Here is a 12,538-nt window from a genome sequence, read left to right on the forward strand (position 1 = left end):
CGTTTCGCGAGACACCCGATGGCCCGTACCCTACCCTTGCTCGACACGGCTCAGCGCCGGGCGTTCGACGCCCCGCCCCCGTTTACGCCGCTGCAACGCGAGTTATTTTTTGCCCTGCCTGAATGGACCGCGGCTGTGCTCCAACCCATGACGGCACCCCACATGCGCGGCGGCTTCATTCTGCAGCTCGGCTATTTTAAGGCCGCCGGCCGGTTTTTTCCCGTGGAGCAGTTCATGGCCGCCGACCGGGCCTACGTCCAGCAGCGGTTCCAGTTGGGGGCCGTGGACTGGAGCCGGTACGAAAACGTAGCCAGCTTCCGCCACCGGCCTGTGCTCTTGCACCACTTCGGGGTGCGCCCCTTTGCTGACGTGCTGGTCTTGGTGCAGCAGCAAGCCATCCATTTCGCCCGTCAGCAGCCCAACCCGGCCGCCGTCTTCCGCACCGTAGCCGATTATCTGCGGTCCCACCGGTGGGAAGTGCCCACTTACGCGGCCCTGGCCGGGGTGGTCACCGATGCCTTTCGCGCCGTTGACCAGCAGGTCACGGCCCAGTTGGCCCTGTTGCTGACGCCGACGTTGCGGCAGCGATTGGACGCTTTGTTCACCACCGCCGACGATGAGCCGGCCCATGCGCACCGGCCGTACCGCCTCACCACGCTCAAGCGCAGCCTGGAGCTGATGCGCCCGGCGGCCATCCGTGCGAATGTGCAGGACTATGCCGTGCTGCAATCCTTATTTAAGCAGGTACAGCCCGTCGTGCAGGCATTGGCGCTGTCGGACGAACTGGTCCGCTACTATGCCCGCTACGTCGAGCGGGCCCAGGTCTTCCAGGTGCAGCAGCAAGCGGAGAAGAAATACCTGATGGTGCTCTGTTTCGTGGTGTATCAATACTATCAGGTGGGCGACCTGCTCACCGACACCCTGCTGCAGGCCGTGCAGACTCACCGCAACGCCGCCCAACGCGACACCCAGCAGCGGGTCTACCGCCAGCAACAAGATACGGCCGCGCAGCTGCAGCAGGTGCTCGACGGGGTTGTCACGCACGGTGCCGCCCTCCAGGAACTGGAGCGGATGGCGTTTGCCTTTGATCGAACCAATGCGGACAAGGTAGCCGCGCTGCTGGCCTGGTTGCATACCCCGTCCGTAGCGGCGTTTGGGCAGTTGCGCTTGGCCGCCCAGCAGTTGCGGCGCACGAGTGGAGGCGGCTATGACCCGTATTTCCGCGTCATTGAGGAGCGTTCCCGGGCACTACAGCGCCGGCTCGGCGATATTTTGCGTACGGTAGCCTATGAAGGCCCTTCCGACAGCCCGTTGGCCCAGGCGTTGGTCCACTATCGGATGCGCGACGGACAGCTGGGTAACCACCCCCCAACGGCGTTCCTCAAAGCCGCTGAGCGGGCGGCCTTGCAGCAGGCGGAGAGTCCTGTATCGCTCTACAAGGCTCTATTGGCCGGGCACGTGGCGGACCACTTAAAAGCTGGCAAACTCAACCTGGTGCAGTCGCTCAGCTACCGTCCCTTCGAGGCCTATCTGCTCGACGCGGCGGCGTGGGCCGCACAGCGGGACCACTGGCTGTTTCAGGCCAGCCTCTCGCACTTGGCTGCTGCCGGGCCGTGGCTGGACGCGCTCCAGGACCGATTAGCTACCAGCATCACCCGTACCCTGGACCGCTTGACGGCCGGCACAAATCCCGGCGTGCGGCAGCGGGCCGGTGGCCGGCCGTATTTTCTGACCCCGGCCCGTGCGGCCGAAGACGCGCCCGCCGGGAGCCGGCCGCTGTTTCCGGGGCCAGGGCAGATTGCCTTGCACGAAGTGCTGCATACGGTCAACCAGCAGTGCCGCTTTACCGACTGCCTCGAGCACTGGAACCCGCGGCATCGCCCGCCCCGTCCCGCCGACCGGGTGTTCTTTGCGGGCGTGATGGCCTACGGCTGCAATCTGGGCTTGACGCGCATGGCCCATGCCACCAAACACGTGGCGCAGGCCACGCTGGAGAATACGGTCAACTGGTATTTTGCGCTGGAAAACGTGCGCCGAGCCAATGACGCGGTGATTGCCCTGACGGGCAAGCTGCCGGTCAGCCGCTTGTTCCGGCGGGTTCCCGACCAGCCAGTGCACACGGCATCGGATGGCCAGAAATACTACGTGGCGGTGGACTCGATCCACGCCAATTACTCCTACAAGTACTTCGGGCAGGAAAAGGGGCTCGTCTTCTACAGCTTCATTGATGACCGTCACCGCCTGTTCCATTCCGCCGCCTTCAGCTCGGCGGAGCGGGAGGCCCCGTACATGGTCGATGGCCTGCTGCACAACGAGGTGGTCGAGTCCGCGCTGCACTCCACCGACACGCATGGGTTTACGGAGGTCAATTTCGCCCTGACGGCCCTGTTAGGCATCGAGTTTGCCCCCCGCATCCAGTCCTTCCAGGAGCAACTGCTGTACCTGTTCGCCGGCATGGGCGCCCCCGACGTTGCAGCAGTCGGCCTGCGCCTGGGCAAGCCGCTGGACCGGCACCTTATCGAGGCCCACTGGGAGACGATGCTGCGCCTGGTGGTGAGTCTGAAGCTCAAGCACGTAACGGCCTCCACTGTGCTCAAGCGCCTCAATTCCTACGCGCACCAGCATCCCCTGTATGTAGCCCTGCGCGAACTGGGCCGGGCCGTGCGCGGAGTTTTTGCTGCGCTACATGGACGACCAGGACCTGCGCAAACGCATCGACGACCAGTTGGACAAGCTCGAAAGCGCGCACCATTTCGCCCGGGCTGTCTTTTATGGGCAAAGCGGCCAGTTGCGCTACGCCGGCAAAGAGGAGCATCAGCTGGCCGACGCCTGCAAGCGGTTGGTACAGAACGTGATCGTCTGCTGGAACTGCCTGTACCTGAACCAGCAGCTGTTTCAGACGCCGGTTGCCGAGCGTCAGGCCGTGGCCGATGCTATTGCCCGCACCTCCCCCGTGAGCTGGCAGCACCTCAACCTGCAAGGGGAGTTCGATTTCTCCGATGAGGCCTTAACGGATGCCCTTCAGTTTGATGTGCAGGCCTGGCTGACGACTGATTGGCACATGGACTCGCCCACTATGTAATTTTTGGACCAAACTTTTAACCAAGGCCGATACTCTTTCGGGCCGGAGGGCGTGGCATCGTTGTCTTTCGAGCAGCTAGTGACCAGAGCCGCGCAGCTCAGCAGTAGATAGGCAAGTTGTTTCATAGGTTAGAAGGAGTGATTAGCGAAAGTGATACCGCAGGCCAACGCTGGCCAAGCCTGGCCACTGGTCGACCAACGGATTATTGAACAGGTAGCCTTTGGTGCCCGTGGCCACGAGCGAGAGCCGGTTGCCGAGGAAGAAATCCGCTTCGGCTCCTATCTGGGGGCCGTAAGTGAAGCGCTGCGGCTCTTTCGCACCGGTCATCATCTCCCCAGTGCCGTTCTGGTTGGTCCACTCGTAGCCCGCGCCAGCCCCCACCAGCAGATGCACGTAGGCCACCTCCCCGAGGCGGAATAGCTGGGGCGAGAGCAGAACCCGGCCCTGATACACCGAGTATTCGCCGCGAGTAGTAAGGGTGCCGTGCTCATAGCCCCCGCTCAGGCGCAGGGCCAGGTGGTTGGTGAGCATGGGCATATAGCTCAACTCATAGTAGTTGCCGGTTTCGGAGCGGCCGAGGTGTGCCCCCCAAGAGGCCAGGTGCTTGACGTGCCGCTGGGCGGAGGCCGGCAGAATGCCGACCCCCGCGAGCAGGAGCACCACTAACAGGAGCTTTTTCATAAGATGCTAGCGCGGCCGTGCACGGTCCATTTTAATCAGAGCGTTCCGGCTGAGGGTCGAAGCGTACACTGCTTCGGCGGCCTGGTGGGCAGGGCCGGACTGCGAGGCTTCCATGAACAGCCGGTCGCCCTGCTCGCGCAGCTGCATAGCCTTAATCAGGTTGTCGTTCGAGGAGTTCAGGGCAGCTATCCGCTCCCCTTCCGTCATGGCGTAGCGGCCCGGATTCTTCAGCGTGGCCTGCATTTCCACGCTTTGCGCGGTCATCTCGTCGGCAATCTTGTAGTAGTTCACCGCCATGGCCAGCTTGCGCTTGGCCATCATCTCTTCGGCTGCAAACAGGGAAACCGTGGATTCCTCGCGCTTGGCTTGGTACTGGTCGCTGGTCATGTTGCCGTTGGGGTCGGCCGAGCTGGTGCCGAAGCGCGAGAACACGTCGTACATCGTATTCACGTCTTGCACGGGGTTGGTCAGCTGCAGGGCTTGGCGCAGGCGCTGGGCCTTGGCGTAGACGGGCATCATCTGGTTGGTCTGGCTGCGGCCGGACATGGCCAGGGCCCGCGCAAACAGCTCCTGCGGGTTGGAGAGCCGCAAGTCCTGAATGCTCTGCACCTTCCGCAGATCAGCCTGCACCTGCTTCTGCAGGTCGAGCCCTCCTGGGTGAGGCTGCGAACCTCGCTGGTGATGTCCTTCGTAACGCCGGCAATCTGACGGGCGTCCTTTACTACCTGGTAATTCTGCACCGTGGAGGACCACTGCTGCAGGCGCTTGGCAAACTCGCCAATCTGCACACCCATGTGCAGCGGGTCATTCACCACCATCTGCGCCCAGGCCTGACCGGCCGGGGCCAGCAGCAGCGCAACGGCCGCCAGGGCCGGAAAAAGAGTCTTTTTCATTGTCGTAGAATTGATGAAAGGATTAGCGTCCCGACGCCGTAGCCGACCCCATTTGGCCGGCGGCAGCCGTAGTAATCAGGATGGGGTAGCCGTCGGGCAGCAGCACGTCCCGCAGCTTGGTGCGGGTTTTGGGCCGACTGAGCACGCCCATGGCCACGCGTCCGCCCACGCCCACCACCGAGTTGGCCGCCGAGGCGGAGCGGTCAATGGCGGTGCTGACCTCCTGCATGGACTGCTGCTGCAGGTCCTGGCCAGCGAGGCTGGCATCTTTGGCTACCCGCTTCACGGGGTCAATCATGATGCCGGGCATGTAGTTGTAGTCGTAGATGCTGGCCGCGACCCGGTTGGGCCCGAGGCGGTTGACTTCCAGCATCACATTGTTGGTACCCACGGTGGCAACGGCGGCGAAGACGGTATTCTTTGGGAAGGTCACGCCCGACACCACGGCGTCTTCCTGCAGCCGCAGCAGCACCACGGAGCCGGTTCGCACCTTTTGCTCGCCGTTGATGACGCACTTGAAAAAGACGTCGGGCACCAGCTCCACCTGGCTGCTCTGGGCCATCATCCGAGCGGAGCCCGCGGCCTTGACAGTATTAAAGCCATCCATACCGGGCGCGCTGGTGCGGCTGGCCAACGTCTGCGCGACGGCCCTGGGGTCGCGGTAGCGCTTGCCGGTTATGCGCTCGTAGGCGGCGCGGGTTTCGGGCGGAGATGTGCTCAGCATGGCCAGCACGTCCGGGTCGGTTTCAAACGGGGTGCCGTCGGTGTCGGTCGCCGGCAGCAGCGCGGCCCGCGCCCTGCGCGCCGCGCCGGAGCTGGTCTGGCGGGCAACGCTGCCGGCTACCTGGCCCGGCCGCCGCCGGGGCACCACCAGCGTCTGGGCATGGTACGAGCCCGTTGCGGGGTCCTGCACCGTGGCTTCAATGGTGTCCACGTCGGCCGCGGCGAGGCGGGCTTCCTCCTGCCGGCGGCGCGCTGCCGCCGTGAGGGCCGCCGCCCGCTGCTTCCGCCGCTGGGCCTGCCCCATCGTATCGGCCACGAAGGCTTCCGCGACCTCGTCGGTATTGAGGCGGGTGGGCGTGCTTTGGGCTTCCTGCTCCAGCCGGCGCTGCTGCTCTATCTGCGCGGAGGGCGACACTGGCTCTGCCGCCGCCGTGGGGGCCGCCTTAATCTCGGGCTCGATGTTTTCCGAGGCTGCCGCTACGACTTCCTTCTTCTGCTGCGCGGCCTGAGTGGCGGAGCGCAGCCAGAGAAACAGGCCCATGCCGACCAGCAGCACCAGCAGGCCGGTCAGGAGTAGCCAGTTGTTGCGCAGCGTTTCCAGCGGCGTGGCCTTGGGCTGGCCGGCGGGGGCAGGCCGCTGCGGGCCGAAGTGCTCCGCGTCGTCGTGCGGCGCGGAGCCCATGGCTGGGGGTTGGGTGTGGGGATTTGCGGGTTCCATAGCAGCGGCGTTAGATGGTAGAGGCTCGATTGATGACCCGCGAAGGCACTGGCAGCACCAGAACCCGCGCCCCGTTCAGCTCTCGCAGGGTCACTTCCAGGTAGCCCCGGTCGGTGGCCGCGTAGAGCGGAATAGCATAGGTTAGATAGCCGGTGGTGCGGCCCGTAACCACTTGGTTGGCTAAGCCGCCCGAGGGAGCCAGCGGCCGGCGCGCTTCGTTCTTCTTGCGGGCCAGAAACTTCTTATGGGCGTTTTCCACCAGCTGGAAGTCGGTGAAATCGACGTTGTAGTCAATGGCCGAGTGGTTGATGACCTTGAAGCGCAGGTAGGTAAAATCCTTGTCGTTGCGCACGTTGGCCAGCGACAGTACTAGGTCGTTGTCGACGACGGCCACGGCCTGGTGCTCTTCCCGCGTTTTGCGCAGCTGGCTGAGCTTGCCCTCCACGGCCGCTTTCTTCTCCCGCTCCTTGTCTAGGGCTAACTCATTCTCCGGGGCCGCGCCGGCCGCCGTGCCCTCGCTGCTGCCGCCGCTCACGCTCAGCGCACCGTCTTTCTGAAAGTCGTAGAGCTGCAGCACCGGCCGGTTCACGTACACGAGGCGGCCCATCCAGTACTTGGAGCCGTAGCGGATGAGGATGGGCGTGGGCGGCGCGGACTTGCGGCGGGCGCGCACGAACACGGCGTTAGCTTCAATCTTCACCAGGTAGTTGTTGGCCATGCCCACGTCGACCAGCGACACGGGGCCGCCGAAAACGAGGTAAGTAGTGGAGCTGTCGGACACGGCCACGTCCAGCAGCGCCGGGGCCGCCGGTGGTGCCGCGGCGGGCCGCAGCACGGCCGTGGAGGATTGGGCTGACGTGGCCGACGCCAGCAGCAGGGGCAGGCTCAAGGCCAGCAAAAGCTTGGAAAACATAGTGCGATGCGCTTGGAGAAAGGATAGGATTAGTTGCCCGCTGCGGGGGCGGCGGGTGTAACCGGAGTTGCTGCCGGGGCGGGCGCGTCGCCGGCTGCCGGAGCCAGGGCCCCGGCGCTGCGCTGGGCTTCCAGCAGGGCCCGCTGCCGGTCGGCTTCCTGCTCCTTCAGTGCCTGTATCTCCTCCCGCGACACCTGCGGGTTGTAGGGGATGTAGTCGAAGTTGGTGATGAGCATCCCGTAGGGGTTGGCATCGGAGCGGTTGGTTTCCGTCAGGTTGAACTTGGCAGCCAGCGGCAGGGGCTCTTTCTGCTCACCCCCGATGAAGATGCGCTGCTTGATATACACCCGGCCCGACCAGGGGCGGTGGTTCATGTCGATGCTCACGCTGTCGACTGTTACCACGTTGCGGGCGGCGTACCGCTCGTAGTTCTGCAGCACCTGGCCCCGCGTGAAGCCGTCGTAGATGCGCCGGCCGCCGCGGCCCTCAATCAGGGGCAGGGCCGCGTCCAGATTGGTTTTGTAGGTGTATTGGTCGTGGCCGAACATGGTCTGCATGAAGTTGCGCACCAGGTTGCGGGCCTCATAGGGCGTGTGGGTTTCGGTGCTGGGCGCGGAGAGGGCGGCCACCGAGCCGGTTTGGCCTACCACGTACACGCGCCGGCCGCTGTTCTCGTAGGCGCGGTACACCAGAAAGCCCGCCGCCAGCGACACGAGCAGCAGGGCCAGGACGCTCCCCATCGCCAGGTTGCGCATGGTGGAGAATGAGGTACTTAGGTTTTTGGCGGAGTCCATTAAAAAGGCTGATTAAGTCAACGAGAGGAGGTTTTTAAGGCCGGGGCTTTCTTCCCCACTGCCCTTAGTTGGCCAGGGGCAGATACACTTGCTTTTCTTGGTAGGGGTACACCAGCAGCCGCTGCGCATTATCCCGGTCGAGGTAGGTGTAGAGCACCCCTGCACCGTGATGGGCTCCCGGGCCGCACCTGCACGACCTTGCTGCCCACGCTCATCTCCGAGATGTAGAAGCGCATCAGCGAGTCTTTTGGCGTCTGCAGCACCAGCAAGGCCGATTTGGGCTTGGTCTCCACGTAGCCCGTGGGCTTCCAGCGCAGCACCGCCTCGAACGGAATCTTGTAGCCGGGGCCTACTTTGGGGTAGCCCGGCTTCACCCCGATGCGCCACATAGGGGGCAGGCCGAGCGTGATGGGCTGCAGGGCCTGCCCCTTCACCGACACCAGCTCCAGGTAGCCTTCGGCCGGCAGCAGCTGCTCCACGCCGGCCCGCACGTCAACCGCCGAGGCCGGCCGGGCCGGGGGCAGCGCGTAAGCCGCTTTTTGCGCCGCCATACGGGCCTGCTCAGCGGGGCTTTCCGCTTGCGCTTCTAGCGCGTCGGCGAGGGCCGCGTTGGCTTTTTCTTCTTTGGATTGACAGGCAGTGGCCAGGCCCAGGGTCAGCAGGGCCAGGTAGCGGGTGGGATAGTTCATCGGAAAGGAGGGGATTGGTTAGGCCGTCCACAGCCCGGAAGGCCGTTGCCGGTAGGAAGGATTGAGGGCATCGGACATGGTAATGGAGGGCAGGCCCGCCGAGGCCGAGCTGCCGCCGCTTGGGGCCGGGCTAGGGTCGGCTGAGCCGCCACCCCCACTATTGCCCCCGCCGGAGCTGCCCCCGCCCGAGGAGCTGCTGCTGCTCATGGCCCGGCCGATGGCCCCGGACACGCCGTGGCCGCCGCCGGCCATGCCAGCCGAAACACCGGCCGCCGCCGCTGCCGCCGAAGTGGCCATGCCCACCACGGAGCCCACGAACCCTTGCGCGGCCGAGGAGCCGATAAACAGGCTCGTCAGGTAAGGCACCATGAGGTAGAGCATGATGAAAGCCACCGAGACAATCAGCTGGCGGGTATCCGACTCCGCCGCCACCGGGGCGGAGAAAACCCCGCCAAACGTGGTGTTGGAAGCCGTGTAGAAGGTGTAGAGCAAATCCAGTAGGGCGAACGAGAGCCCCCAGAACTGCACGGCCAGGAAGTTCTGCAGCCACTTGATGGCCAGCTGGCCAAAGGCCGGCACCACCGACAGGCACAGGGAAATGGGGCCGCACACGAACAGGAATCCCAGAATGAACTGCTGGATGAACTGCATGATTTGCCGAATCAGCAGCACCACTTCCCCGGTCACCAGCTGCAGCAGAATGTTGGTCAGGCTGAACGAGGTGATGGTTTTGAGCAGGTTGGCTATTTCCTGCGCCCCTTGCTCCACCACCGTTTTCTGCGAGAGCGTTTCCGAGGTGCTGATGGTCGCGCCCAGTGCCGAAGCGGCCGTGGAGCCGTCTGGGGTGGCAAACATGCGGGTGAACCCGGCAATGCCCGAGCTAAGCGTGTCAATCAGCTCCTTATAGAAGAAGAGCAGGAAGAATATCCATACTGCCTTGATGATGGGGCCCCAGTCCATGGCCAGCCCGTTGCCCGAGATAAAGCCGCGCCCGATGGTGTAGAGCAGGGCAATGAGCATGAAGGTGGGCGTGATGTAGCGGCAGGCGCGCAGCACGATTTGCAGGGTCTGGTCGCAGGCGCTCAGAAAGCCCGGGTCGGCCCCGTAGGCGACCATTAGGTACAGGCTGCTCATTGGGCCAGGACGCCCTTGCGGGCCTGTTTATCCTCCACAAACTGGTCAACGGCGTAGTCCAGCCGCTGCACCTTCACGGGCTCGTATTGCGTGTTGCCCTCGGCGTCCAGCTTCGGCCGGCCGTTTCGGTCGAGCACCGGCTTCAGGTTGGTCTGCTGATAGAACTTGACCAGCTTGTTGAGGTAGTTGCGCTCCACGGGCTTGGAGGTCAGGATGGCGTCGAGCTGCGGCGAGGCCTCCACCCCGAATATCTTGCCCTTCGCGCCCTGCTTGATGAATATCTCGCGCAGCGCCTCGGTGGAGCGCACCGACTTAATCAAATCCATCTCGTGGCCGGTCAGGCCCAGCGGGGCCTGCAGCTGGGCCAGCGAGTCGGGGTTGACGTGGCGCAGGATAATCTTGGTGGCCGAGTTGTTGATGATGGCCGGCCCGATTTTGCTGCTGGTAATCTCGGTGATGCCCTGGGTGATGATGGTGACCGAGCCGTTGGTTTTGCGGATGGTGCGGTACATCGACTCGATGAACTCCGAGAGCACGCCCGAGAGCATGGTCCAGGCCTCGTCCAGGGCGATGTACTTGATGTCGTCGGGAAACTTGCGGAACAGGTCCAGGCTTAGCTCGGTGATGAGCATGGCCACCACCGGGTAGAGGTCGGGGTCGGCTTGCACCTTGGCCAAGTCAAAGCAGATGAGCCGGTACTCCGACAAGTCCACGTCGCGCTTGGCGTTGAGCACCCGCTCGTAGCGGCCGCCGGTGATGTACTGGCCCAGCACCAGGAAGAACTGGTGCATGTCGATGTACTTCAGGTTTTTCTGGTACTGCCGGCGGGCCCCGTCCAGCGGGTCGGGCTCCACCCCGTCGCCGGGCACGGCCACGGGCTTCTGCATCTCGTGGTCGAACTGCTCCACGAAGCGGTAGAAGCTTTCCATGCCGGGAAACTCCTCGTCCTTCTGGTTCAGACGGTCACTTTCGTTCAGGCAGGCGTAGTACTCAATCAGAAAGCGCGATAGGATGGTGCGCTCCGACTTGTCCAGCCCGGTATCCTTGCCGCCCTTCCACAGGGCGGCGAGCAGGGCCAGGTGGAAGTTGGTTTTCTCGTCGTTGTAGAGCCACTTGCCCGAAGCGTCGCGGGGCACCACAAAGGGGTTGAACTCGATGGGCCGCTGCGGGTCGTACTCGAAGTAGGTGTTATCGAAGTCCTCGCCGTTGAGCGACTGCAGCACGTTGCGGTAGGTGCCGCCCACGTCCATGATGATTTGCCGGGCACCCTTCTCGAAGCGCTGCACAATCAGGTTGCCGAAGGTGTAGCTCTTGCCCGAGCCAGAAGGGCCGATGACAATGGCGTTCTGATTGTCCAGGGCCGTGTTGAAGAGGTTTACCTGCACCAGATTGCGGAACCTGTCGGTGAGGTACTCGCCCACCGGGTCGGTTTTGTAGGTGGCCGTCCAGTGGGTGTAGCACGCGCCCCGGTCCGACGAGCAGGTCAGCCAGCGGTCCGGCACTTGGTAGGCGTTGCCGGGCAGCAGGCCGAAGAACACGGGCAGGGCCAGGTAGCTTTCCACCACGCTCTCGGTACCGAACATGTATCGAAAGGCGGCCGTGGCCCGCTCCACGTTTTCCCGGCGGCTGGTGTCGTTGGTATCCCACAGTAGCAGGGAGAGGTGCAGGCCCACAATCTGCTTGTTTTCGGCCCGCACCTCGGCGGTAAATTCCTCAACCTCCGCCGCCCGCAGCGCATTGTCCTGCGTGGAGAGAAACGAGAGCGAGGCATTGAGCTTGCGGTCGGTATCCAGCGAGCTAAGCTCGGCGCGGGTATCCTGAACCAGCAGCGCCTGCGTCAGAATGTGCGGGCACTGCAGGACGTGGGTGAGCGGGTAGAGCATGGGCGCGGTGACGCCGTAGCTGTTCTTCACCGCCGGGTGGGCCTCGCTGCCCTGACCCACCATCGAGAGAATGTTTACCCGGTGCTCGCCCACGCTGAGCGCGCCCATGTCGTTGCCAATCTCACGCTCCTGCCGGGTAGGCTGGCCATCAAAGCTGAGGTTGAAATACTGCAGGTAAAGCTGGTGCATCTCCCTCCCGCCGAGGCGCTCAAACGCAACGCCGCCCAGGTTCTTGATGCCCTGCACGAATTCTACGGCGCTGGCCTCGGCCAATTCGAGGGTCTGAACGAGTTGCGCGAAGGGGTTTTTCATCAGCGCTTCGCCGGCGCGGGCCACCAAGGCATTCACGGCGTTGGTGCGGGGCGCTTTCACGGCCACCGGGGCGAAGGAGAGAAATAGGTAGGACTTCTGAAACAGCACCAGCCGCTCGAAGAAGTGCTTGTTCATCTTGCCCTCGAAGTAGGTCTGCTGGGTTTTATCCTCGCGGTAGGGCCGGTCGTAGTAGATGTCGGTTTTCTGCGCAATGGTGCCCACGGGCAGGGGCCGCAGCACGCCCACCAGCGCGGTCTGGAAGGCCTCGTAGTCATCCACCGTCCAGCTTTCCATCTCGGCCGGCTCAATAGCGAAGCCCACCGCGACGCGACCATCTTTGAAGACCACCTTGTCGCCCTCGAAGCTGTGCACGGGCATCACGGCGTCAAACGCGGCCGTTTTTGGTTTTTTTGCCATGAAGAGTGGGAATGGGAAGGGAGCCCACCGCCAGGCGGCGGGGCTGGATGAAGGTGTAGGAGAGCCAGCCCATCAGGAAGCCGGGAGCTTGCGTGCGGGTGAGGTAGCGCAGGCTCAGAATCAGGCCCACTTCCGTGAGGATGACCACCAGATAGACCATGCGCGGAATCTTGACGGCCATGCCCAGGAAGCCCAGCAGCAGCACGGAGCCGATGAACAGGCCCACCAGCAGCCCCAGGTCCTGCAGGTTCATGCCCAGCACCTGCGCGGGGCGCTCAATGGATTTGTAGGAACGCATA

General features: G+C 63.9%; 10 protein-coding genes and 1 pseudogene. 2 read left to right on the top strand and 9 right to left on the bottom strand.

Features of this window, described 5'->3' with window-relative positions:
* Positions 1 to 18: 18 nt before the first annotated feature.
* Both ACN19L_RS24360 and ACN19L_RS24365 read left to right on the top strand, forming a co-directional pair.
* Positions 19 to 2,929 (top strand): annotated as a pseudogene (locus tag ACN19L_RS24360) (Tn3 family transposase); the annotation flags it as partial.
* A gap of 24 nt (positions 2,930 to 2,953) precedes the next feature.
* Complete coding sequence (locus ACN19L_RS24365) at positions 2,954 to 3,082, top strand: hypothetical protein (RefSeq protein WP_426493624.1); 129 nt, start codon at positions 2,954 to 2,956, stop codon at positions 3,080 to 3,082.
* Positions 3,083 to 3,223: 141 nt separating this feature from the next.
* Here the strand turns inward: ACN19L_RS24365 and ACN19L_RS24370 are convergent, their stop codons facing one another.
* From ACN19L_RS24370 to ACN19L_RS24410, 9 genes are all read right to left on the bottom strand, one after another.
* A complete protein-coding gene (locus ACN19L_RS24370) occupies positions 3,224 to 3,763 on the bottom strand; it encodes a hypothetical protein (RefSeq protein WP_426491455.1) in 540 nt (179 codons plus the stop codon).
* A 6-nt stretch (positions 3,764 to 3,769) separates the two neighbouring features.
* Positions 3,770 to 4,393 (bottom strand): hypothetical protein, encoded by a 624-nt coding sequence (locus ACN19L_RS24375; RefSeq protein ID WP_426491456.1) that lies wholly within the window; start codon positions 4,391 to 4,393, stop codon positions 3,770 to 3,772.
* Between the two features lie 285 nt (positions 4,394 to 4,678).
* The gene (gene traM, locus ACN19L_RS24380) at positions 4,679 to 6,097 is read right to left on the bottom strand and encodes a conjugative transposon protein TraM (RefSeq protein WP_426491397.1); all 1,419 of its coding nucleotides are present in this window, start codon (positions 6,095 to 6,097) and stop codon (positions 4,679 to 4,681) included.
* Positions 6,098 to 6,107: 10 nt separating this feature from the next.
* Entirely contained in the window at positions 6,108 to 7,010 is a 903-nt protein-coding gene (locus tag ACN19L_RS24385; protein ID WP_426491398.1) for a DUF4138 domain-containing protein, read from the bottom strand.
* Between the two features lie 29 nt (positions 7,011 to 7,039).
* Positions 7,040 to 7,804 carry a conjugal transfer protein TraK gene (locus ACN19L_RS24390; protein WP_426491399.1) on the bottom strand — a complete coding sequence of 255 codons (765 nt, stop codon included), beginning with the start codon at positions 7,802 to 7,804 and terminating at the stop codon, positions 7,040 to 7,042.
* Positions 7,805 to 7,932: 128 nt separating this feature from the next.
* A complete protein-coding gene (locus tag ACN19L_RS24395) occupies positions 7,933 to 8,493 on the bottom strand; it encodes a hypothetical protein (protein WP_426491457.1) in 561 nt (186 codons plus the stop codon).
* Positions 8,494 to 8,511: 18 nt separating this feature from the next.
* Positions 8,512 to 9,627, bottom strand: a complete 1,116-nt coding sequence (locus ACN19L_RS24400) for a hypothetical protein (RefSeq protein WP_426491401.1) — start codon at positions 9,625 to 9,627, stop codon at positions 8,512 to 8,514.
* Entirely contained in the window at positions 9,624 to 12,239 is a 2,616-nt protein-coding gene (locus ACN19L_RS24405) for a type IV secretion system protein VirB4 (RefSeq protein WP_426491402.1), read from the bottom strand. Before ACN19L_RS24405 ends, ACN19L_RS24400 begins: the two co-directional genes overlap by 4 nt.
* Complete coding sequence (locus ACN19L_RS24410) at positions 12,208 to 12,537, bottom strand: hypothetical protein (RefSeq protein WP_149072702.1); 330 nt, start codon at positions 12,535 to 12,537, stop codon at positions 12,208 to 12,210. The genes ACN19L_RS24405 and ACN19L_RS24410 overlap by 32 nt, the downstream gene beginning before the upstream one ends.
* Between the last annotated feature and the right edge of the window lies 1 nt (position 12,538).

Source organism: Hymenobacter sp. 102, from assembly GCF_049949205.1.
Lineage (GTDB): Bacteria > Bacteroidota > Bacteroidia > Cytophagales > Hymenobacteraceae > Hymenobacter.

What these genes read in the sequence shown, in the direction of transcription:
- ACN19L_RS24395 (WP_426491457.1), bottom strand. Translation starts at nt 8,493, where the DNA reads ATGAACTATCCCACCCGCTACCTGGCCCTGCTGACCCTGGGCCTGGCC.
- ACN19L_RS24410 (WP_149072702.1), bottom strand. Translation starts at nt 12,537, where the DNA reads ATGCGTTCCTACAAATCCATTGAGCGCCCCGCGCAGGTGCTGGGCATG.
- ACN19L_RS24385 (WP_426491398.1), bottom strand. Translation starts at nt 7,010, where the DNA reads ATGTTTTCCAAGCTTTTGCTGGCCTTGAGCCTGCCCCTGCTGCTGGCG.
- traM (WP_426491397.1), bottom strand. Translation starts at nt 6,097, where the DNA reads ATGGAACCCGCAAATCCCCACACCCAACCCCCAGCCATGGGCTCCGCG.
- ACN19L_RS24390 (WP_426491399.1), bottom strand. Translation starts at nt 7,804, where the DNA reads ATGGACTCCGCCAAAAACCTAAGTACCTCATTCTCCACCATGCGCAAC.
- ACN19L_RS24400 (WP_426491401.1), bottom strand. Translation starts at nt 9,627, where the DNA reads ATGAGCAGCCTGTACCTAATGGTCGCCTACGGGGCCGACCCGGGCTTT.
- ACN19L_RS24370 (WP_426491455.1), bottom strand. Translation starts at nt 3,763, where the DNA reads ATGAAAAAGCTCCTGTTAGTGGTGCTCCTGCTCGCGGGGGTCGGCATT.
- ACN19L_RS24405 (WP_426491402.1), bottom strand. Translation starts at nt 12,239, where the DNA reads ATGGCAAAAAAACCAAAAACGGCCGCGTTTGACGCCGTGATGCCCGTG.